Here is a 21530-nt window from a genome sequence, read left to right on the forward strand (position 1 = left end):
GCTATGGCTAGATTAAATGTGAATCCTACTAGAATGGAACTCACAAAGCTGAAGAAGAGATTAACTACAGCTACTAGAGGTCATAAGCTTTTAAAAGATAAGCAAGATGAGTTAATGAGACAATTCATTAATCTTGTTAAATATAACAATACTTTAAGAAAAGAAGTTGAAGGTGAACTTGAAGGTTCATTAAAGGATTTTGTTATGGCTAGAGCTGTAATGAGTTCAGAATTCTTAGAGGAAGCAATTGCTTATCCAAAAGAAAGCATCTCAGTAGACGTTGGAAACAAAAACATAATGAGTGTTAATGTTCCAGTTATGAACTTTAAAAGACAGCTTGAAGGAGATGAAGGTAGTATCTTCCCATATGGATTTGCGAACACATCATCAGAACTTGATGATGCTATAACAAAGCTTTATGGAATATTACCAAAGCTTTTAGAATTAGCAGAAGTAGAAAAGTCATGTCAACTTATGGCGGATGAAATAGAGAAAACAAGAAGAAGAGTTAATGCTCTTGAATATATGACAATTCCTCAGCTTCAAGAAACTATCAAGTATATAAGAATGAAACTTGATGAAAATGAAAGAAGTGCTTTAACAAGACTTATGAAAGTTAAGAGCATGATAGAGCAAAGAGGATAAGTTAAATTTATTACACCTTAGAATATTCTAAGGTGTAATTATTTATTAAAGTTAGGATTTTACAATTTAATATAACTATATTATGAAATTATTGGGTGATATTCCTTGAAAACCTTACAACAAAATTAATTTTGAATCAATACAATTGATAATATAGTATATTAATAGTATAATTCTTATTAGGTTATAAATTCATATATAAGAGTTTATAGTCTAACGAGATTTAGGAGAATGAAAAAAATGAATTATTTTATAGAATTTATAGTTTCATTTCTAATAGTAGCTATACTTATGCCATTAATAATGAAGCTATCACATAAAATAGGTTTTACAGATAAGCCAACAAAAAGAAAGAAACATAAAAAGGTAACACCTCTTTGTGGTGGACTTACTATGTTTATAGGATTTTTTGTAGTTTATTATTTTATAGCTAATAGATTTGAAAGTACTCATGGAATATGGGTATTTTTAGCGTCATTTCTTATATTAGTTATAGGGCTAGTAGATGATTATTATAAATCAGTAGGAAAAGAATTTCCAATATTACCTAGACTTATAATACAAATACTGGCGGCAATAATAGTCTTTAATGCAGGTATAGCATTTAAAGGTTTTACAAATCCATTTACAGGTGTATATGTTGAATTGAATACTTTTTTACAATTTGTTTTAAGTATAACTTGGATATTCGGTGTTACAACAGTTATAAACTGGTCAGATGGTATGGATGGACTTGCAGGAGGAATATCATTAGTTTCTTCAGCTACATTTTTTGTTGCAGCAATAATATTATCACAAGAATATTCAGCAAGTATATCAATAACATTAGCTGGGGCAATAGCAGGATTTTTAATTTATAATAGATATCCGGCAAAGGTATTTATGGGAGACTCTGGAGCAAATTTTTTAGGATTTATATTAAGTATTATAGCCTTAGATGGGGCGTTTAAACAAGCTACAGTATTAAGTCTTTTATTACCTATATTAGCGTTAGCAGTGCCTATATTTGATAATTTATTTGTAATATTTAAAAGGTTTAATGAAGGTAAGCCAGTATATCAAGCTGATAGAAGTCAAATGCATTTTAGATTAGAAGAAAAAGGCTTAACAAAACCACAAATAGTGCATTTTATTGTAGGAATAAGCATAGTTTGTTCATTCTTATCAATAATATTATTATTTTATAATCATCCATAGAAGTTATAAGCATTACTTTAAAGTAGTGCTTTTATTTTTATATTATAAAATATATAATATAAATTAAAAATATAATTTAGGGGCTGATTATAATGTATAAAGGAAAGAAAGTATTACTTAGAGCATATAAAGAGGAAGATATCGAAAAGGTTTTAGAATTTGTAAATGATTCAGAAGTAAAAAGCTTTTTGGATTTAAACATACCATTTCCTATAAATAAATGGAATGAGGAAAGATGGATAAAGAAGATTAGAGAGCAAAATGATTTAACTTATGATTTTGCAATAGAAGAAATAGATAGTGGCAAATGTATAGGTGGTTGTAGTATAAATTCAGTTAATATAAAAAATAGAAATTGTACTATTGGAATAATGATAGGAGACAAAGATTATTGGGGCAAAGGATATGGATATGATGCACTTTCTATATTAATTAAATTTATATTTGAAGAATGTAATATTGAAAAAATAAAGCTTGGAGTTTTTTCATTTAATGAAAGAGCAAGAAATTGTTATAAAAAGTTAGGCTTTAAAGAAGAAGGAATACTTAAAAAAGAGATATATAGATATGGTAAGTATTATGATGAAATAGTTATGGCAATATTTAAAGAAGATTATTTAAATGAAAATAAATAGTTTGAAAAGGAGATTATATATTGAATGTAATTAATAATTTTGAAAATAATATAGTGATATTAGATGGGGCTATGGGAACTATGCTTCAAGATGTTGGGCTTAAAATTTGTAAAAATCCAGAAGATTATAATATTACTAATAAAGATAAAATAGAAAAAATTCATAAACTGTATGTTGATGCAGGTTCAAATATAATACTTACAAATACTTTTGGAGCAAATGATGTAAGATTAGAAACAAGTTCTTTTAATGTTTATGAAATTGTTAAAAGTGCTGTTGAAGTAGCAAAAAAAGCTACTTATGGAACTGATTGTTTGGTAGCACTTGATATAGGCCCTTTAGGTAAATTTATAAAGCCAAAGGGAGATATAGAATATAAAGATGCTGTAGAGATATTTAAAAAGCAAATCAAAGTAGGAGTAGATCAAGGTGTAGATTTAATAATGATTGAAACTATGATGGATTTAGAAGAAATGAAAGCAGCTATAATTGCAGCAAAGGAAATTACGAATAAGCCTATATTTGCAACTATGACTTTTAATAATGATTTAAAAACAATTTTTGGATATACGATTAATGATATGGTTAATGAATTAGAAAAATTAGGTGTTAATGCCTTAGGGTTTAATTGTTCAACAGGACCTAAAGATATGGTAGAGCTTGTAAAAAGAGCAAGAAGTATTACTAAATTACCAATAGTAGCTATGCCAAATATAGGAAAACCAAAAGTTGTAGAAGATAAATTAGTATATGATATAACAAAAGAAGAGTTCTTAAAATATATAAAAGATATAGTTAAAAGTGGTGCAAATATAGTTGGTGGTTGTTGTGGAACAACTCCTGAATTTATAAGTGAATTATATAAAAACCTTAATAAAAAATAAAGATATCCTTAAGGATATCTTTGTTTTTTTAAACAAAAGTGAAATATATAAATTTAATCTTTACATTATTTATCTTATATGTTTAAGTTAAATTACTTAGTATTTAATTTTAGGAGATTTTACGTTGAAAAATAATTTGTCAAAAATAAAGTTTTGTATTTTTATAATTATACTTATATGTGGATTAACAGTACTTGCTATTAATGCTGAATATTTAAAAACATTAAATATTCAGAAGGTTTGTCAATCTATTAAAGAAAATAAAGGATTAGCTAGTTTAGCCTATATTGGTGTTTATATAATAAAACCATTTTTTGTGTTTATACCAACTAACATATTAGCAGTGTTTAGTGGTATATTATTTGGACCGGTATATGGATTTATTTTTACTATGATTGGATTTTTTATATCAGGAACAATTGCTTTCTTTGTATCTAGATATTTAGGAAGAGATTTTGTAAATGGAATAATAGGTAATAAACTTTTAAAGCTAGATGACAATATGGAGAAAAATGGTTTTAGAATTTTATTTTTATTAAGATTACCACCAATTCTTCCATATGATCCATTAAGTTATGCTTGTGGACTTACAAAGATAAGATATAAGGATTTTATTATTGCATCTTTAATTGGTGTTTTACCTGAAACTATGTGTTATTCAATTATAGGAGAAAATTTCTTAAATCCGTGGTCAATTGAATTTATATTACCTATTATTATACTTATAGCTGGTGTTTTATTATCTAAAAAGATAATAGGATCAAAAAATAAAGTAAAAGGATGCTAATTATATTATGTAAATAAAGATATAATATAAGAGGAAAGAGGCGTAAATATGATTAAAAGTTTTTGTGATTTAAATTCAAAAGAAAAAGATAAATTACTTATATTTATGAATAAAAAAGAATATGTATCTCTTTCAGATATGGAAAATATGTTTAATACTAAAGCATACAATTATGGAGAAGGAATAGCTATAGTATTTGATGATAACCAAGTATTGGGGGTTGGAAGAGCTATACTTAAAGAGATACCTATAACAGGAATAGCATATATATATTCATTAGACATTTTGGAAAGCTATAGTGATAAGAAATATATTATAGAAAGTTTAATTAAGAAATTATATTTAATATGTGATAAAAATAATGCTGATGAAATTTTATTAGGATTTAGAAAAGAAGAAACTATGGAGATAATTAAAAAGTTAGGTTTAAAAGTTTCTTATTCAGCAAAAATAATGGAAATAGATGATAAAACTTTAAAAGAAGATACTTTAAAGTTAGAAGAATTAGATGATGAAAATAAATTTGAATATATGGATTTATATAATAGATCATTTAGTCAAATGCCCCATGGAGCATCTCTTGATGAAAATGAGCTAAATGAGTATTTAAATGAATCTTATACTGGAAATCATTACTTTATAGTTTTAAATGGTGATGAAAAAATTGGAGTAATGAATGTATATGTAGAAGCAAATAATGCAACTTTTGATATTGGGTTATCAAAAGAATTTAGAGGAAAAGGCTATGGTAAAAGATTACTAGAAACAGCAATACAATTTTTAGTTGAACAAAAAATAGAAAATATATATTTGATAGTTATAGAGGTAAATAAAATAGCATACAATATGTATAAAAAAAGAGGTTTTAAGGAAAAAGAAGTTTTAAGTTATTGGGTTAAACTTAAAGACAAAGAAAAAAACATTAGTTTAAATATAAATTTGTAGGGTTACTTTAAGTAGCCCTATAATTTTATAATTATTTTTTGTACTTAAGAAAATCTTTTCTTGCAAAATTGAAAGGAAAAAGTAATAAACTTAAATATTAAAAATGAAAGTATAATTCTATAATTAAAGTATAAGAAATATTTTTCTAAGAAAGGTTTATGATAATATGAACTTAGTTTTAAGATTTGGAAATATACTAAAGATTATTCTTGTTTTAATATTGTTAGTTGCAATTGGAGCAAGTTATTTAGAATATAGAAATTTATCTGATAGTAAAATAATAGAGAAAAAAGTACAAGAAATTAAAAAGAAACCTAATTATGTAAAAATAGAGGATATAGATGAAAAGTATTTAAACTCAGTAATAGCCATAGAGGATCATAGGTTTTATGAGCACGGTGCAATAGATCCTATAGCAATAATAAGAGCAACAGCTAATAATATTATGGCTGGAAAAATTGTAGAAGGTGGAAGTACAATAACACAGCAGTTAGCTAAAAACATTTATTTATCAAATGAAAGAAGTTTTAAAAGAAAAATAAAAGAACTATTTATTGCTATACAGTTAGAAAGAAAATATACTAAATCACAAATACTTGAGATGTATGTAAATGTAATATGCTTTGGAGATGGGTATTTTGGAATTAGCAATGCTTCAAAAGGATATTTTTTAAAGAAACCATGTAATTTAACTTTTGATGAAGCAACTATTCTTGCAGGTATTCCTCAAGCACCAAGTATTTATGCACTAAGTAATAATAATGGACTAGCTAAGAAGAGACAAAAACAAGTTATAAATGCATTAAGTAAGTATGGAAAAGTATATAAAAATAATAATAAAGATAAATGTAAAGATAGTAGTTTATTATATAATTTAAATATTTATCCCAAAAATTGTTAGAAGTTATATAAAATATTGAATAAATACAATAAAAATAATAATAAAAATGAAAAAATATACCTAGTAAATTTATACAAGTAAAATTATGTAATAACCGCTTTAGGCTAGTAATACTGTAAAAATTATAATTGCTATACATTCCAGTTTAGGATAATATTTATTTTAAAGTTGTAAATATGTATGATTGCTATTAATCTACCATAAGAAAAGATGAATATTTATGGTATAAATGTATTGACAGATGAAACAACATAATGAAAAGAAAAAAAGGAGTTGTAAAAATGAAATACAGATTAATAGCAATGCTTATACTATCTTCATCATTAGTTGGGTGTTCAGGAGTAGGTTTAAATTCTTCAGCTGAAAAGAGTAGTAACAAAGAAGTTGTACAGGCTGAAGATGGAAATAAGGTTGATAATACTAAAAGTGATGAGAGTCAGAAAAATAAAAATATTAAAAAGGAACAGAAAGATTTAAATAAATTAAATACTACATCTACATCTAATGCGAAAAAAGAGACAAGCGATAATAGCAAGTCTACAATTAAAAAAGAAGATAGTAATAAGAATGAAAGCAGTAGAAAATCAGAAGGTACTGTTAAGGTAAACAATAACACTCAAAAAAAGACAATTAATAATAATTCAAATGAAAGTAAAAATACAAATTTAAATGAGAAACATCAATCTGTAACACAAGCTTCAGATAGTAGTAACTTTATGTCACAGGTTGAATCAGAGATATTTAGATTAGTTAATGTTGAAAGAAAAAAAGCAGGGGTTAAAACCTTAAGTTATAGTACAACTATGCAAAAATATGCAAGAATAAAGTCAGAGGATATGGCAACTAGAGGATATTTTGATCATAGAGATCCACAAGGTAATTTAATTACTGAAAAGATGAAAAATGATGGAGTAAAATATAGTAGTTGGGGAGAAAATATAGCTTATATTGGAGGAGAATCAGCATCTAAATTAGCTAGTGAATTTATGAATAATTGGATGAATTCACCTGGACACAGAGCAAATATTTTATCACCTAATTTTACAGGTATAGGTATTGGAGTATATAAATCAGGAAATACTGTGTATGCAACACAAGAATTTTATAGTTAAAAATATTTAAGGTTACTTTTTAAGTAACCTTTTTTAATATTTCATAATTTGCATATAATATTTAAGTAAGCAATTTAAATATATATTATGGAGGAAATTATGAAGAAAAATAGAAAGTTTTTAAAAGATATAAAAAGTGGAAGCACAATGAAATTACCTTTAATGGTTATGAAGATAATATTTAAAGACGAAAATAAAATAGTTTGTATACTTGGTGATAAAACAGAAGAAATGAAAGTTACAATGCAACATAGGGAAGAAAATTTAAAAAATATAAGTGAAGGTACTATATTAGAGATTGATGGTAAGAAAGATGGTAATATTGATATAAAAAATTTTAAAATATTAAATGAGTATAATATTGATGAATTTTTAAAAAGTGTAGATAGACCTATTGATGATATTATGAAAGAAATAGAATATTATACAAATGAATATGTTGTTTCAGAAGAAGGAAAAGCTCTAAATGATTACTTTTTTAAAGATAGTGAATTTTTAGAAATGTTTAAACGAGGAATAGGTGGAGTGTCAATGCATCATAATTATATAGGAGGTCTTGCAGAACATACTTTAAATGTTATGTATTTATCTATTACTTTATCAGAAAGATATAATTGCAGAAATAAAGAAATTGCAGTACTTGGGGCTAAACTTCATGATATAGGAAAAATTTATGAATTATATTATGATGGACCATTTAAGTATACACTTAGAGGTGAAATGGAAGGGCATATAGTAATAGGGGTTCAAATGCTTAATGAAGCAATTAACTCAAATAGAGAGATTTATTCAGAAGATTTTATTAGAAGAATAAAAGGTTGTATAGTACAACATCATGGAAAGTTAGAATATGGTTCACCAAGAGAATTAAAGCTTGAAGAGGCATTTATAATAAACTATGCAGATTCAATAGATGCAACTATGAATAAAATAGCTAGGTTAAAATTAGAAACAGAAGAAAATTCATGGTCAGAATATGATAGAAGGCTTGAAACAAAATTATATTTATAGATTAATTAATAATATATTTAATATAAAAGTTGGAAATACTTCTTAAAAGGAGGTGTTTCTATATGTTTTTTTTCTTAAAAGATAAAATTTATGAACATAATTATTCAAACAAGCATTTTAGAGCATTTGTAATACATAATGGAACTGATATACTATGTATATATTATAATTAAATTTATAAGAAAAAAAGGGGGATGAATATGGATATATACACAATAGGTCACTCAAATTATAGTATGAAAAAGCTTATAGAAATATTAAAAAAGTTTAATATTAATTGTGTAGTTGATACTAGAGCTACTCCATATTCTAAATATAATAAACAGTTTGATAAAGAAAATATAAAAAGAATATTAAAAAATGAAGGCTTTTTTTATATTTATATGGGAAAAGAATTAGCAGCGAGAAGGGTTAGTAAATCTTCATATAATAGTGAAGGATATGCAGATTTTGATAAAGTTATAGAAGAAGAAGACTTTCAAAATGGAATTAATAGACTTAGAGTTGGCTGTGAAAAAGGTTATAGAATAGCAATACTTGGTGCAATGCAAGATCCTATAAGATGCCAAAGAGGTATTTTAGTAGGAAGATATCTAGATAATAATGGATTTAATGTTAATCACATATTAGATAGTTTAGATGTTGCATCACAAAAAGATATAGAAAAGGCTTTATTAGAAAAATATTTTAAAGATAGAAATCAATTAACAATTGATTCACTTCTAGGAACAGCAATGACTGATGAAGAAATGATAAAAGAAGGATATAAATTAGCTAATAAAGATATTGGATATAGAATAGAAAATTTAAAAAAAGCTACCACTAATATAGTGTAGTAGCTTTTTTTTATTATTGTGCATTATTATTTATAGGAACAAAAACTCTCTTTGCAAGTTCATCATCCATCATATATAAAGCTGCTGGATTTCCTTCTGATCTTTTAACTCTTTTTAAAAGAGAGTTAAAGTTATTTTCTTCTTCAACTTGTTCATCAATAAACCAGTTAAGTAAACTCATTGTAGCGTGTTCTCTTTCTTCAGAAGCAATATCAGCTAGTTTATAAATTTTGCTTGTAACTAACTGCTCATGATTATATCCTTTTTGGAAAACATCAATAATACTTTCAAAATCAGCTTTTGGTTTTTCAATAGCTTCTAAATTAACTGTTCCATTCTTTTGGAATATGTAATCATAAAATTTCATTGCATGTGCTAACTCTTCTTGTGCTTGAACTCTAAAAAAGTTTGCAAACCCACTTAAGTCAACTGATTCTGCATATGCAGCCATAGATAAATATACATAAGATGAATAAAACTCAAAATTAACTTGTTCATTAAGACTATTTAATAAATTTTCACTTAACATTTTTTCTCTCCTTTATACCTTAAAATAAAATATTTCTTATTAGTATTTTACCCCTTAAGGAATAAATTATCAATTAGCATAGAATATTTGTAACAAAAATTATAAATTTGGATAAAAAGGAAAAATGTTATATAATTTATTAAACGATTACAAATAAGGGGATTGAGATATGGTTATAAATGATGATGAAATTATAAAGAATATTAAGTATTTAAAGTTATTGTCAACAAAGTATAAAACAGTTGCAGAAGCTTCAACAGAAATTATAAATTTAGCTGCTATATTAAACTTACCAAAAGGAACAGAACATTTTTTAACTGACTTACATGGGGAGTATGAGCCTTTTGTACATGTACTTAAAAATGGCTCAGGAGTCATTAAAAGAAAAATAGATAGTGTATTTGGGAATTCGCTTATGGATAGCGAAAAAAGGAGTTTAGCAACATTAGTATATTATCCAGAACAGAAAATTGATATTGTTCTAAGAGAACAAGAAAATATAGATGATTGGTATAAAATAAATTTATATAGACTTATAGAGCTTTGTAGAAGTGAATCATCAAAATATACTAGATCAAAAGTAAGAAAAGCATTACCAAAAGATTTTAGTTATGTAATTGAAGAGTTATTACATGAACAATTTTATGGGATTAATAAGCAAGAATATTATGATGGAATAATTACAACAATTATAGATATTGGTAGAGCAAAAGAATTTATTATAGCCTTATCAAATCTTATACAAAGATTAGTTATAGATAGGTTACACATATTAGGTGATATATATGATAGAGGTCCTAGAGCAGATATAATAATGGAAAAACTTATGGAACATCATTCTGTTGATATAGAGTGGGGTAATCATGATATGCTTTGGATGGGAGCAGCATCAGGAGAAAAAACTTGTATGGCAAATGTTATTAGAATAGCAACAAGATATGGAAGTTTAGATACTTTAGAAGATAGTTATGGAATAAATATTATGCCACTTGCGACATTTGCCCTTAAATATTATAAAGATGATCCTTGCTTAGAATTTATACCGAAGGTTAATGATATTAGTAGATATGGAAAATTTGAACTTGATTTAACAGCTAAAATGCATAAAGCAATATCAATAATACAATTTAAATTAGAGGAAAAAATAATAAAAAGAAGACCAGAATTTAAATTAGATCATAGATTACTTTTAGATAAAATAGATTATGAAAAAGGAACAATAATTATAAAAGGGAAAGAATATAAGCTTAAGGATTCTTATTTTCCAACTATAGATTATAAAAATCCATTTAAGCTTACAGATGAAGAAGAAAAGTTAGTTGAAAAGTTAAGAGTATCATTTGTAAATAGTGATAAATTGCAACGTCATATAACATTTTTATTTTCTAAAGGAAGTATGTATTTAACTTACAATAAAAATTTATTACTACATGGATGTATACCTTTAAATGATGATGGAACATTTAAAAATTTTACTATAAATGGTAAAAAGTATTATGGAAGAAAACTATTAGAAAAATTTGATTCATTAGCAAGGGAAGGATATTTTAATAAAGTTGGAACTAAAGAAAAATTATATGGGATGGATATTATGTGGTACTTATGGACAGGCCCTGTATCATCTTTATTTGGAAAAGAGGAAATGACTACATTTGAGAGATACTTTATAGAAGATAAAAAAACACATAGAGAGGCTAAAAATCCATATTATGCATATAGAAATGATGAAGAGGTAGTTTCAAAAATATTAAGAGAATTTGACTTAGATGTTGAGGAGTCAAAAATAATTAATGGTCATGTTCCTGTAAAAGAAAAACTTGGCGAAAGCCCAATAAAATGTGGTGGAAGAGTTTTAGTTATTGATGGAGGTTTTGCAAAGGCTTATAGAAAAGATACAGGAATTGCAGGTTATACTTTAATATATAATTCATATGGGCTTCAGTTAGTGTCACATCAACCTTTTGAATCAATAGAGAATGCTATTACAGAAGAAAATGATATTTTATCTACGAGTATAGTTGTTGAAAGAAAAATTGATAGAAAGAGAGTTGGGGACACTGATATAGGAATGGAACTTAAAAATCAAATAAAAGAATTAAAGATGCTTTTAGAAGCATATAGAAAAGGTTTAATAAAAGAAAAAAGATAAATATTTAAAAATAAAATTTAATGTATTTTTAAATAGTATAATATGGTGGATGAAATTAATAAATGAATAAAGGAGAAGGGGTTTGTGAAAGGAACAATAAAAATAATAAAAGAATTTTATATGAAGGAATTAAATAGAAGTAGAACTATCAGAATATATTTACCAGAGGATTATGAATATAGTAATAAAAATTATCCAGTTATGTATATGCATGATGGACAAAATTTATTTAATAAAGAGTTATCTTCTTTTGGTATGATATGGGATGTAAAAACTCTTATGGATAAATTTTATGATGATAAAAAAACTGACGGAATTATTGTTGTAGGAATTGATAATGGAAATGAATTTAGATATGATGAATACTCTCCTTGGAGAGATGAAAAAATTCAAAGTATAATGCCACATGTAAAAGAAACTGGCAACCCAGGAGGAAATGGATTTTTGTATGGGGAGTTTATAGTAAATACTTTAAAGCCTTATATAGATAATAACTTTAGAACTCTTAAAAATAGAGAAAATACATCTATATGTGGAAGTTCTATGGGAGGATTAATATCATTAGTAATAGGACTTAAATATCAAAATATATTTTCTAAAATAGGTGCCTTTTCTTCTGCCTTATTTTTTGCAGAAAATGATATGATGAAATTTTTAAGTAATATAAAAAAAGAATATAATATGAAAATTTATATGGATGTAGGGACAGCGGAAACAAGTAATAATGATGTTAAAGATTTCCCAAAATATTATTTAGAATCAAATAAAAAGGCCTTTTATTTATTGAAAGAATGTGGGTTCTCAGAAAGTAAAGAGGAGATTAAATTTTTAATAGATGAAGGTGCAAGACATAATGAATTAGAGTGGAATAAAAGATTTCCAGTAATGATGGATTTTTTATATTTTAATAATTAGAATAGTTAAAAAGGGTTTAATATTTTGTAAGGGGTTTTAAAATTTGAATACTATAAATAAAAATAATAGATTAAAAAGTATAACTTGGCCAATATTTGTTGAGAGCTTGTTATTTTCATTATTAGGTGGATTAGATACTTTAATGCTTGGAAAATATTCAGATTTAGCAGTTGCATCTGTTGGTATAGCAAATCAATTAATTTGGATGATAAATTTAATGTTTGGAATAATAACAGCGGGAACAGCTATATTACTTGCTCAGCATATTGGAGCTAAAAGTGAAGAGAAAACTATACTTCAAGTATGTGGTATATCAATAGGAGTAAATTTTATTATTGGAGTAGTTATAAGTCTTGTGGTATCTATATTTTCAGTATCTTTATTTAATATGTTAAATGCATCAAGTGAGCTTATAGGAGTTGGAACTTCTTATATGAATATAGTTGGTGGAACAATATTTACACAAGCTATACTTATGACATTTACAGCTATTTTAAGATCTTATGGATTAACTAGAGTTTGTATGAATGTTACTTTAGTTATGAACATAGTAAATGTGGTTTGCAATTATGCACTTATATTTGGAAAATTTGGTATGCCAGAGCTTGGTGCAAGTGGTGCAGCACTTGGAACAGTTATAAGTAGAATTGTTGCTTTAATTATACTTGGTCTTCAAGTATATAAATTAATACTTAATAAATTTAAATTTTCTGTTCTTAAGCCATTTCCATTTGAACATCTAAGAAATATATTAAAAATTGGTATACCATCTGCAGCAGAACAAATATCATATAGTGCATCACAATTAGTTATAACAGCTTTTATAAATATGATTAGTATAGATAGTATGTCAGCTAAAAGTTATTTAACGACTATTGCTTCATTTGCTTTTATATTTTCAGTAGCATTAGGACAAGGTGCTAGTATACTTATAGGTCAAATGATTGGTAAGAGAGAAAATGATAAAGCATATAATCTTTGTATATATTGCTTAAAGAGAGCAGTTGTTGTAGCAATAGCTATAAGTGCTTCAGTTGCATTATTTAGAAATGGGATAATGGGGCTTATAACAAATAATGAAGACATAATAAAAATAGCAAGTAGTGTTTTATTAATTGAAATATTTTTAGAGCCAGGAAGGGCAATAAATATAGTAGGAATAAATGCACTAAGAGCTACAGGGGATGTTAAGTTTCCAGTTTATATAGGAGTATTTTCAATGTGGATATTTGGAGTAGGTACAGCTTATATATTAGGAGTACAGCTAGGCCTTGGGCTTCCAGGTATATGGATTGGATTTGCTTTAGATGAATGGTTTAGAGCAATACTTGTATTAATAAGATGGAAGAAGAGAAGTTGGGAAGGAAGAAGTTTTGCGCTAGCAGAATTTTAAAAATTTTATTTATATATATATTAGTATTTTGATTGAAGAAATATTTATTATTTAATTAGAATAATTATAGTGGGGCTGCACTTTTAGACAGCACCACTTTCTATATTTAGTTATATTAAATTAATAGTCACTAAAATATAAACTTATATTTTAAATAAGTTCTCCATGAGATAATTTCATCTTTTTAAATTTAATTTTAAATTGTTTTTCATACTGTTTAAGATTTTTAAGTTCTTTAGGTGTAACTAAAGATATTGTAATTCCTTTATTAGAACCTCTAGCAGTTCTTCCAGCTCTATGTAAATATTCGTTAGCATTAGTTGGAAAATCTAAATTAATAATATGAGATATATTTGGAATATCTAATCCTCTTGCAGAAATGTCAGAAGAAACTAATATATCAATAGATCCATTTCTAAATTTCTCAAGAGCTTGTTGTCTTTGTTCTTTAGTAATTCTTTTATGCATAGCAAATGCATTTTTATGGTGATAATTAAGTTTATCAGCTATAAGTTCAACATTAAAACCACGATTAATAAATACTAAAGTTTTTGAAGGATTTTCAGCTGCAATAAGTTTTCTTATTACCTCAGGCTTATCTCTTTCTTCAACTTCAATATATATGTGTTCAATATTAGGATTTAAAGAAATTTTTTCTTTGTTTTTAAAGATAATAGGTTCTTTCATTAAATCTTTAAGTATATCCATTGCTTTTGGACTTATAGTGGCAGAGAATACTAAAAGTTGTCTATCTCTCATTGTACTTTTTATTATGTCCTGTACAGTTTTTAAATGAGTATTATCTAGTAAGTTATCACCTTCATCAAGAACTATAGTCTTTATAGTATGAGCTTTAATTTTTTTCTTTTTTATTAAATCTAAAACTCTGCCAGGAGTTCCGATTACTATATTAGGCTTATCTTCCTTTAATTTTTTTATTTGTTTATCCATATTTACATCACCTATAATTGGTGTTGAATTAATATTGATATTAGAATTTTTTGATAGAAGCTTACATTGTCTCTCAATTTGCATAACAAGTTCTCTAGTTGGAGCAAGAACTAGAACTTGAACACCTTGAATGTTAGTATCTATTTTTTGAAATAGTGGTGCTAAAAAAGCAAGAGTCTTACCACTTCCAGTATGTGCTTCACCAATAACATCTTTATTTAATAAAACCTCTGGAATAGTTAAAGATTGTATTTCAGTTGGCGTATCGATTGATTGTTTTTTTAATCCTTCTATTATATCATTACTTAAATTCAATTCTTGAAATGTTTTCATAAATTTATCCTCCTATGTTAAATAGTCATAACTTATAGTATATACATAATATAAAGAAAAGTGTATATAAATTATAAAATAAAAGAAATAAATATTTACTCTTTAGAAAAAAAGTTAATAATAAATTAGTTGTAAATGTTGATATAATAATTAATGAAAATTGTATAATATATTTTTTATTTTATTAACAATAAAGCAAATATAAGATTAATTTTTTTAAAATAAAAGAGGGTGAATAATTTTGAATATATTTAGAACGCAGAATATTGATAAATTTTCTGCTAACATAAAAGATTCCCAAAAACATTTAGGAACTCTTGACTTAACTCTTATGAGTATTGGTTCAGTAATTGGTACTGGAGTAATGGTTCTTACAGGGATAGTTGCTGCAAAAGAAGCAGGACCAGCTGTTACTATTTCATTTGCATTAGGTGCTATTGCTGCAGCACTTATAGTTCTTTGTTATGCAGAACTTAGTGCTAGTATACAAAGTTCTGGAGGTTCATATACATTTACATATGTAACTTTTGGAGAAATAATAGCCTTCGTAGTTGGAATGTGCGTTGTAATAGGATATATATTATCAACTGCAACAGTTGCATCAGGATGGGGAAGTTATTTATTAAGTTTACTTGATGTAGTAAATATACATTTACCTAATGCTTTAATCAACATACCTTCTCAAGGAGGAATAGTTAATTTACCTGCAATATTAGCAATATTATTTATAACATTTGTTATATCAGGAGGAACTGGTTCAAGTAAAATTGTAGACAATATAATGGTAATAATAAAAATAGGAGTTATATTATTGTTTTTAATAGTTGGTTTAAGACATATGTCAGTATCAAACTGGGTTCCTTTTGCACCATATAAAGCATCTGGAGTTATGACTGGAGCAGCTTCAGTATTTTTTGCTTATTGTGGATTTGATGCAACAGCATCAGCTGCACCTTATGTAAAAAATCCTAAAAGAGCATTACCAATTGGACTTTTAACATCATTATTTATATGTGCAATTATTTATATTGGAGTATCATTAGTATTAACTGGTATAACTTCATATACAAATTTAAATGTTCCAGATGCACTTTCATATACATTAAAAGTTGCTGGAAGACCAGAGATTGCATTTATAGTATCACTTGGAACTGTAATTGGAATACTTGCAGTTATATATGCTGGAGGTTTTGCAACATCACAAATATTACTTAAAATAAGTGAAGATGGATTATTACCTAAAGTATTTAGTAAGAAAAATAAAAAAGGTGTTCCAAGCATATCACTATGGTCAATAGGAATTGTATCTTCAATTCTTGCTGGATTTTTTAATTTAAAAGATTTAGCCAATTTTGCAAGTATTGCATTTTTAGTTGTTTATGGAATAGTTTCTCTTTCAATAATAGTATTTAGAAAGAAATATCCTAATATAAAGAGAAGTTTTAAGACGCCTTTAGTTCCATTTGTACCTATATTAGGAGCATTATGTTGTGTAATTTTAATGATTAATTTAACAATGATTACTTGGGTAATATTTGGAATAATTTTAGTTTGTATATTAATTATATACTTTGCATATGGAAAAAATCATTCAGAACTTAGATAAAGGATAAAGTTAATATAAGAGGCTGTATCAATTAAAAGTTATAGTATTTGATACAGTCTCTATTAATTTTTAAAAACTTTACTATAATAATATGTATAAAGATAATTAGGAGGAATTGTTATGGCAATTAAACACGGTGCTAATTTATTTGATTTAGCAAATGAATTAGGAATAAAAAAAGAAGATTTTTTAGATTTTAGTTCAAATATAAATCCTTTTGGAGCATCAGAAAAGGCAAAACAAGCTGTAATAGATAATATAGACATGGTTTCAATATATCCAGATCCAGAATATAAAGAACTTAGAAGTGTAATTTCAAGTTACTGTAAGTGTAATTCTGAAAATATTATATTAGGAAGTGGAGCAACTGAGTTAATATCATCATTTATAAAAGATGTTAATCCTAAAAATGCAATACTTTTATCTCCATCATATTCAGAGTATGAAAGGGAATTAAATAAAACAGGATGTAATATAATAAAATATTTTGCAAAAGAAGAAAACAACTTTAAAGTTGATATAGAAGATTTAAAAAAAGAAATAAAAAATTCAAATGCTGAGTTAATTATTATTTGTAATCCTAATAATCCAACAGGATTTGCATTTACAAAAGAAGAAATAGAAGAGATTTTAAAAAGTACAAATGCATTTGTTATGGTTGATGAAACTTATGTAGAGTTTACAAATACAGAAAAATATTCAGTAGATAGCTTAATTGATGAATATAAAAATTTATTTGTTATAAGAGGAACATCAAAGTTTTTTTCAACCCCAGGAATAAGATTAGGTTATGGACTAATATCAAAAGAGGATGTAAGAAATAACATAATAGATAAGTTAGACTTATGGAATGTAAATATTTTTGCAACAATACTTGGAGAAACAATGTTTAAAGATGAAGAGTATATAGAAAAAACAATATTACATATGACTAATGAGAGAAATTATTTAAATAAAGAACTTAAAAAAATAAAGGATATAAAAGTGTATGAAAGTAGAGGCAATTTTATATTATGTAAAATAGAAAGAGAAGATATAACATCAAGTGATATTTATGAAAAATTAGCCCATAAAGGAATAATAATAAGAAATTGTGAGTCTTTTGAAGGACTTAATAATAAGTTTTTTAGAGTTTGTGTTCTTAAACATGAAGAAAATGAAACATTAATAAATAACTTAAAAGAAATTTTATAAGAATATATTTACAAGTGTAAACACTTAATTTATACTAGTGTATATACACTAGTATAAAGGGGGATATTTATGAACAATAAAATTAAGCAAATGGTATATGCTGCACTTTTAATAGCTCTTGCTATTATAATTCCTGTGCAGTTTAGTTTTTTAAAGATATATATACCACCATTTAGTGCTACACTTTTTGCACATGTACCTATGTTTGTAGCAATTTTAATATCACCAATGGTTGCAGTGGTTACTGGGATAGGATCAACTATTGGATTTTTGATAGCAGGAATGCCAATGCCTGTAGTTTTCAGAGCAGCAACTCATATAGTTGTTGGATATGTTGGAGCAAAATATATTCAAAAACATAAATCCTATTTAAAAATGTCATTATTTACTTCAATAATTCATGGAAGTCTTGAGGCGTTAGTTGTAATACCATTTATAGGATTTGATATTTATCAATTAATAATAGTAACTGGTGTTGGAGCTATTCTTCATCATTTAGCTGATAGCACTTTAGGATATGGGCTTGTTAATGTTATGGCTAAAGGTAGAAATAAAAATATATATACTTTATTTGATAATATAAAAGAAAAAAAACAAGTAGTAATGTAAGAGCCACTTTTTAAGTGGTTCTTTTTTATAGTAAATTATTTTTGATTTTAATTTATTAAGTTAAATAAACATCATAAAGAAGAAAAATTTAAAAACATATAAAAAGTCTATATTTTTGTTAAATTTGGATATTAATAATAAATTTACTTTAAAAATATACATAATTAAGTATATAATGAATGTTGATACTTTTTTAGTAAATAAAATTTAGTATGAGGTAGTTATTGTGAGTAATATTATTTTAGATGAAGAAAGAGATATCTTAATAGAAAAAAGAAAGTTAATAGATGAAGAGCTTACACTAAAAGAAGAATATATAGAAGGCGTAAATAAAAAGTTTACAGAACTTAGTAAAGCACTAAAGGGAAAATATAATGCAGAAAAAGATACAACTGAAAGAGCTTTAAATCTAGCAAAAAAAGATATAGAAAAATATGAGGAAGCTTATAATACACCATACTTCGGTAGAGTTGATTTTAGAGAAAAAAGATCAGCAGATGTAGAACATATATATATAGGAAAACATGGAATAAACAGTTCTGAAACTGGAGATGAGGTAGTAGTTGACTGGAGAGCTCCTGTTGCAGATCTTTATTATAGTGGAACAGGTGGAGAGGCTTATTATAAAGCACCAGCTGGAATAATAGATGGAGAATTATCTCTAAAAAGAAAGTTCTTATTTAATGAAGAGCGCGAGTTAGAGAGAGTCTTTGATGAAAGTATAAACGAAATAATGATAAATGGTGAAGAAGGGCAAGGTCTTGTTGATGAATTTCTTAAAATAAACCTTGAAGAGAGTAGAGGAAAAAAACTTAAGGACGTTGTTGCAACTATTCAAAAGGAGCAAAACGATATAATAAGATGGCCAAGAAATCTTCCAATTATTGTTCAAGGTTCAGCAGGTTCAGGTAAAACAACAATAGCGCTTCATAGACTTGCTTATCTAATATATAGATATAAAGAGAATATGAGCGGGGAAGATATATTAGTGCTTGCTCCAAATAAATTATTTTTAGATTATATATCTGAAATATTACCAAACCTTGGAGCACATGAAGTGAAACAAAGTACATTTGAAGATTTAGTAAAAACAAAAGCTAAAATTAAAAGGAAAATATATAATAAAGATGAAAAAATAAAAAGTATAATGGAAGAACATGATGAACTTAAGAAAAAGTTAATAGCAAATTCCGCAAAACTTAGAGGTTCATTAGCTTTTAAAACAATGCTTGATAGATATGTTACTTTATTAGAAAGTAAAGCATTAGATATAAAGGATATAGAAATTGCAGATCAAGTTATTTTTACTAGAAAAGAAATAATGAAGCTGTATTTAAAAGATTTAAAAGCATATCCAATAAATAAAAGAAAAGATGAAATAAAAAGATATTTAAGTTTAAAACTTAAAGAAAGAATAGAAGCAGTTATACAGAAGGTTGATAACCTTTGGGAATTAAAGATAAAGAACATAAAAATGGAAGAAGCTGATTCAGAAGAAAGAAGAAAAAAGCTTATAGAAGTTTATGATGAAAGAGATAAGGTTAAAGAAAATGTTAGAAAGAATGGAAAGAATGCTTTAAATGAATATTTTAAAGCATGGAGAGGCATAAGTTCAACTGATATATATAAAGGATTCTTTAATGATGATGATCTTTTTGACATAGCAACAGATGGTAAAATTCCAGAAGTTCTTGCTGAATTTATGAAAGAAGAATTTAATAAAAGATACGAAGATGGATTTGTAGATGAAGATGATTTAGCTGCAATATTATATATAAGAGTATTACTAGAGGGAATAGATGATTCAGAAAAATTTAAACATATAGTTGTTGATGAAGCGCAAGATTATAGTCCGCTTCAAATATATTTAGTAAATGAATTGGCAAGAGGAAATTCCTTAACATTAGTTGGAGATTTAGCCCAAGGTATATATTATTATAAAGGGTTAAAAAGATGGGAAGACATAACAGAAGGACTTTTTAATGGAAAGGCAACTTTTATAAGCTTAACTCAAAGTTATCGTTCAACAGTAGAAATTATAGATTTTGCAAAAGGTGCATTAGAAGCACAAAAATTAGGACTTAAAGATGCTAAGCCAGTATTAAGACATGGTATGGTACCTAAAATAGTAAAAGTAAAAGACGATGTAGAAATTTCAGAAAATGTTGATGAAATAATAAAAAAGACACATGAAGAAGGAAAAAGTGTTGTTGCATTAATAACAAAAGATTCAAAAGAAGCCGAAAAGCTTGAAAAAATTCTAAAGAAAAAAAGTAAAAATAAGTTTCAAAGAATAAAAGGAAAAGAAAAAGAAACAAAATCAGATAATATTATAATACCATCTTATTTAACAAAAGGATTAGAATTTGATTGTAGTATAATTTATAATCCAAGTAGTAAAGAATATACTGAAGAGAGTACATTAGATCAAAGGTTATTATATGTTTCTTTAACTAGAGCACTTCATACTGAATATATATTAGAATTAGATGAAATTACAAAACTTATAAAAGATAATTAGTCTAAATTAAATATAAAAGGGTTAGAATAAAAAAATATCTAACCCTTTTTAAAATTACCTATATTAGGTTTGTGTTTATAATAAAATGTATTTATAATAAGAAAAGAATAAATATTAGGAGGAAAATTTAAATGGAAGAAAAAGAGATAATGTCTTTTAGAGATGAAGATGGAAATAAAGTTGATTTTGAAGCGGTAGCTAGAATATTCCTTGAAGAACAAGAATATTTACTATTAACACCAGTAGAAGAAGAAGCAGAAGATATATTTATATTTAGAATAGATAAAACAGGCGATAAAGAAGAATTAAATCTTGTAGAAGATGATAAAGAATTTATTGCTGTAAAGAAAGAATATAAGAAGCTTTTATACTAAAAG

Annotated in this window: 20 protein-coding genes; 18 read left to right on the forward strand and 2 right to left on the reverse strand. The window is 26.0% G+C overall.

What is annotated here, in order from left to right:
- Positions 1 to 3 precede the first annotated feature (3 nt).
- The 10 genes from O212_RS0102110 to O212_RS0102160 all read left to right on the forward strand — a co-directional run bounded on the left by O212_RS0102110 (position 4) and on the right by O212_RS0102160 (position 8953).
- Entirely contained in the window at positions 4 to 645 is a 642-nt protein-coding gene (locus O212_RS0102110; RefSeq protein ID WP_024613519.1) for a V-type ATP synthase subunit D, read from the forward strand.
- Between the two features lie 240 nt (positions 646 to 885).
- Entirely contained in the window at positions 886 to 1842 is a 957-nt protein-coding gene (locus O212_RS0102115; RefSeq protein WP_024613520.1) for an MraY family glycosyltransferase, read from the forward strand.
- 92 nt (positions 1843 to 1934) lie between these two features.
- On the forward strand, positions 1935 to 2477 hold the full coding sequence (locus O212_RS0102120) for a GNAT family protein (RefSeq protein WP_024613521.1): 543 nt from the start codon (positions 1935 to 1937) through the stop codon (positions 2475 to 2477).
- Positions 2478 to 2497: 20 nt separating this feature from the next.
- Complete coding sequence (locus tag O212_RS0102125) at positions 2498 to 3361, forward strand: homocysteine S-methyltransferase family protein (protein ID WP_024613522.1); 864 nt, start codon at positions 2498 to 2500, stop codon at positions 3359 to 3361.
- A gap of 124 nt (positions 3362 to 3485) precedes the next feature.
- Positions 3486 to 4148: a TVP38/TMEM64 family protein gene (locus O212_RS0102130; RefSeq protein ID WP_024613523.1), complete on the forward strand. Its 663-nt coding sequence runs from the start codon at positions 3486 to 3488 to the stop codon at positions 4146 to 4148.
- Between the two features lie 48 nt (positions 4149 to 4196).
- Positions 4197 to 5093: a GNAT family N-acetyltransferase gene (locus O212_RS0102135; RefSeq protein ID WP_024613524.1), complete on the forward strand. Its 897-nt coding sequence runs from the start codon at positions 4197 to 4199 to the stop codon at positions 5091 to 5093.
- A 166-nt stretch (positions 5094 to 5259) separates the two neighbouring features.
- Positions 5260 to 5994, forward strand: coding sequence for a biosynthetic peptidoglycan transglycosylase (locus O212_RS0102140; protein ID WP_024613525.1), 735 nt, complete (start codon positions 5260 to 5262; stop codon positions 5992 to 5994).
- A gap of 281 nt (positions 5995 to 6275) precedes the next feature.
- A complete protein-coding gene (locus O212_RS0102145; RefSeq protein ID WP_024613526.1) occupies positions 6276 to 7106 on the forward strand; it encodes a CAP domain-containing protein in 831 nt (276 codons plus the stop codon).
- 99 nt (positions 7107 to 7205) lie between these two features.
- On the forward strand, positions 7206 to 8117 hold the full coding sequence (locus tag O212_RS0102150) for a 3'-5' exoribonuclease YhaM family protein (protein WP_024613527.1): 912 nt from the start codon (positions 7206 to 7208) through the stop codon (positions 8115 to 8117).
- A gap of 200 nt (positions 8118 to 8317) precedes the next feature.
- A complete protein-coding gene (locus tag O212_RS0102160) occupies positions 8318 to 8953 on the forward strand; it encodes a DUF488 domain-containing protein (RefSeq protein ID WP_024613528.1) in 636 nt (211 codons plus the stop codon).
- 13 nt (positions 8954 to 8966) lie between these two features.
- On the opposite strand, the gene O212_RS0102165 is transcribed toward O212_RS0102160, so the two are convergent.
- Positions 8967 to 9482, reverse strand: a complete 516-nt coding sequence (locus O212_RS0102165; RefSeq protein ID WP_024613529.1) for a ferritin — start codon at positions 9480 to 9482, stop codon at positions 8967 to 8969.
- Positions 9483 to 9651: 169 nt separating this feature from the next.
- Here O212_RS0102165 and O212_RS0102170 point away from each other — a divergent pair, with 169 nt between their 5' ends.
- The 3 genes from O212_RS0102170 to O212_RS0102180 all read left to right on the forward strand — a co-directional run bounded on the left by O212_RS0102170 (position 9652) and on the right by O212_RS0102180 (position 13939).
- Entirely contained in the window at positions 9652 to 11631 is a 1980-nt protein-coding gene (locus tag O212_RS0102170; RefSeq protein WP_024613530.1) for a fructose-1,6-bisphosphatase, read from the forward strand.
- Between the two features lie 84 nt (positions 11632 to 11715).
- Positions 11716 to 12546 carry an alpha/beta hydrolase-fold protein gene (locus tag O212_RS0102175; protein WP_024613531.1) on the forward strand — a complete coding sequence of 277 codons (831 nt, stop codon included), beginning with the start codon at positions 11716 to 11718 and terminating at the stop codon, positions 12544 to 12546.
- A 43-nt stretch (positions 12547 to 12589) separates the two neighbouring features.
- Positions 12590 to 13939 carry an MATE family efflux transporter gene (locus tag O212_RS0102180; RefSeq protein WP_024613532.1) on the forward strand — a complete coding sequence of 450 codons (1350 nt, stop codon included), beginning with the start codon at positions 12590 to 12592 and terminating at the stop codon, positions 13937 to 13939.
- A gap of 150 nt (positions 13940 to 14089) precedes the next feature.
- Here the strand turns inward: O212_RS0102180 and O212_RS0102185 are convergent, their stop codons facing one another.
- Entirely contained in the window at positions 14090 to 15223 is a 1134-nt protein-coding gene (locus O212_RS0102185; protein WP_029699112.1) for a DEAD/DEAH box helicase, read from the reverse strand.
- Between the two features lie 241 nt (positions 15224 to 15464).
- Here O212_RS0102185 and O212_RS0102190 point away from each other — a divergent pair, with 241 nt between their 5' ends.
- The 5 genes from O212_RS0102190 to O212_RS0102210 all read left to right on the forward strand — a co-directional run bounded on the left by O212_RS0102190 (position 15465) and on the right by O212_RS0102210 (position 21527).
- On the forward strand, positions 15465 to 16829 hold the full coding sequence (locus O212_RS0102190) for an amino acid permease (RefSeq protein WP_051372978.1): 1365 nt from the start codon (positions 15465 to 15467) through the stop codon (positions 16827 to 16829).
- 120 nt (positions 16830 to 16949) lie between these two features.
- On the forward strand, positions 16950 to 18023 hold the full coding sequence (locus O212_RS0102195; protein WP_024613534.1) for a histidinol-phosphate transaminase: 1074 nt from the start codon (positions 16950 to 16952) through the stop codon (positions 18021 to 18023).
- 69 nt (positions 18024 to 18092) lie between these two features.
- A complete protein-coding gene (locus O212_RS0102200; protein ID WP_024613535.1) occupies positions 18093 to 18632 on the forward strand; it encodes an ECF transporter S component in 540 nt (179 codons plus the stop codon).
- A gap of 226 nt (positions 18633 to 18858) precedes the next feature.
- Positions 18859 to 21153 carry an RNA polymerase recycling motor HelD gene (gene helD, locus O212_RS0102205; protein WP_024613536.1) on the forward strand — a complete coding sequence of 765 codons (2295 nt, stop codon included), beginning with the start codon at positions 18859 to 18861 and terminating at the stop codon, positions 21151 to 21153.
- Positions 21154 to 21284: 131 nt separating this feature from the next.
- The gene (locus O212_RS0102210; RefSeq protein ID WP_024613537.1) at positions 21285 to 21527 is read left to right on the forward strand and encodes a DUF1292 domain-containing protein; all 243 of its coding nucleotides are present in this window, start codon (positions 21285 to 21287) and stop codon (positions 21525 to 21527) included.
- Positions 21528 to 21530: the final 3 nt, after the last annotated feature.

The organism is Clostridium sp. Ade.TY (assembly GCF_000498355.1).
Lineage (GTDB): Bacteria > Bacillota > Clostridia > Clostridiales > Clostridiaceae > Clostridium.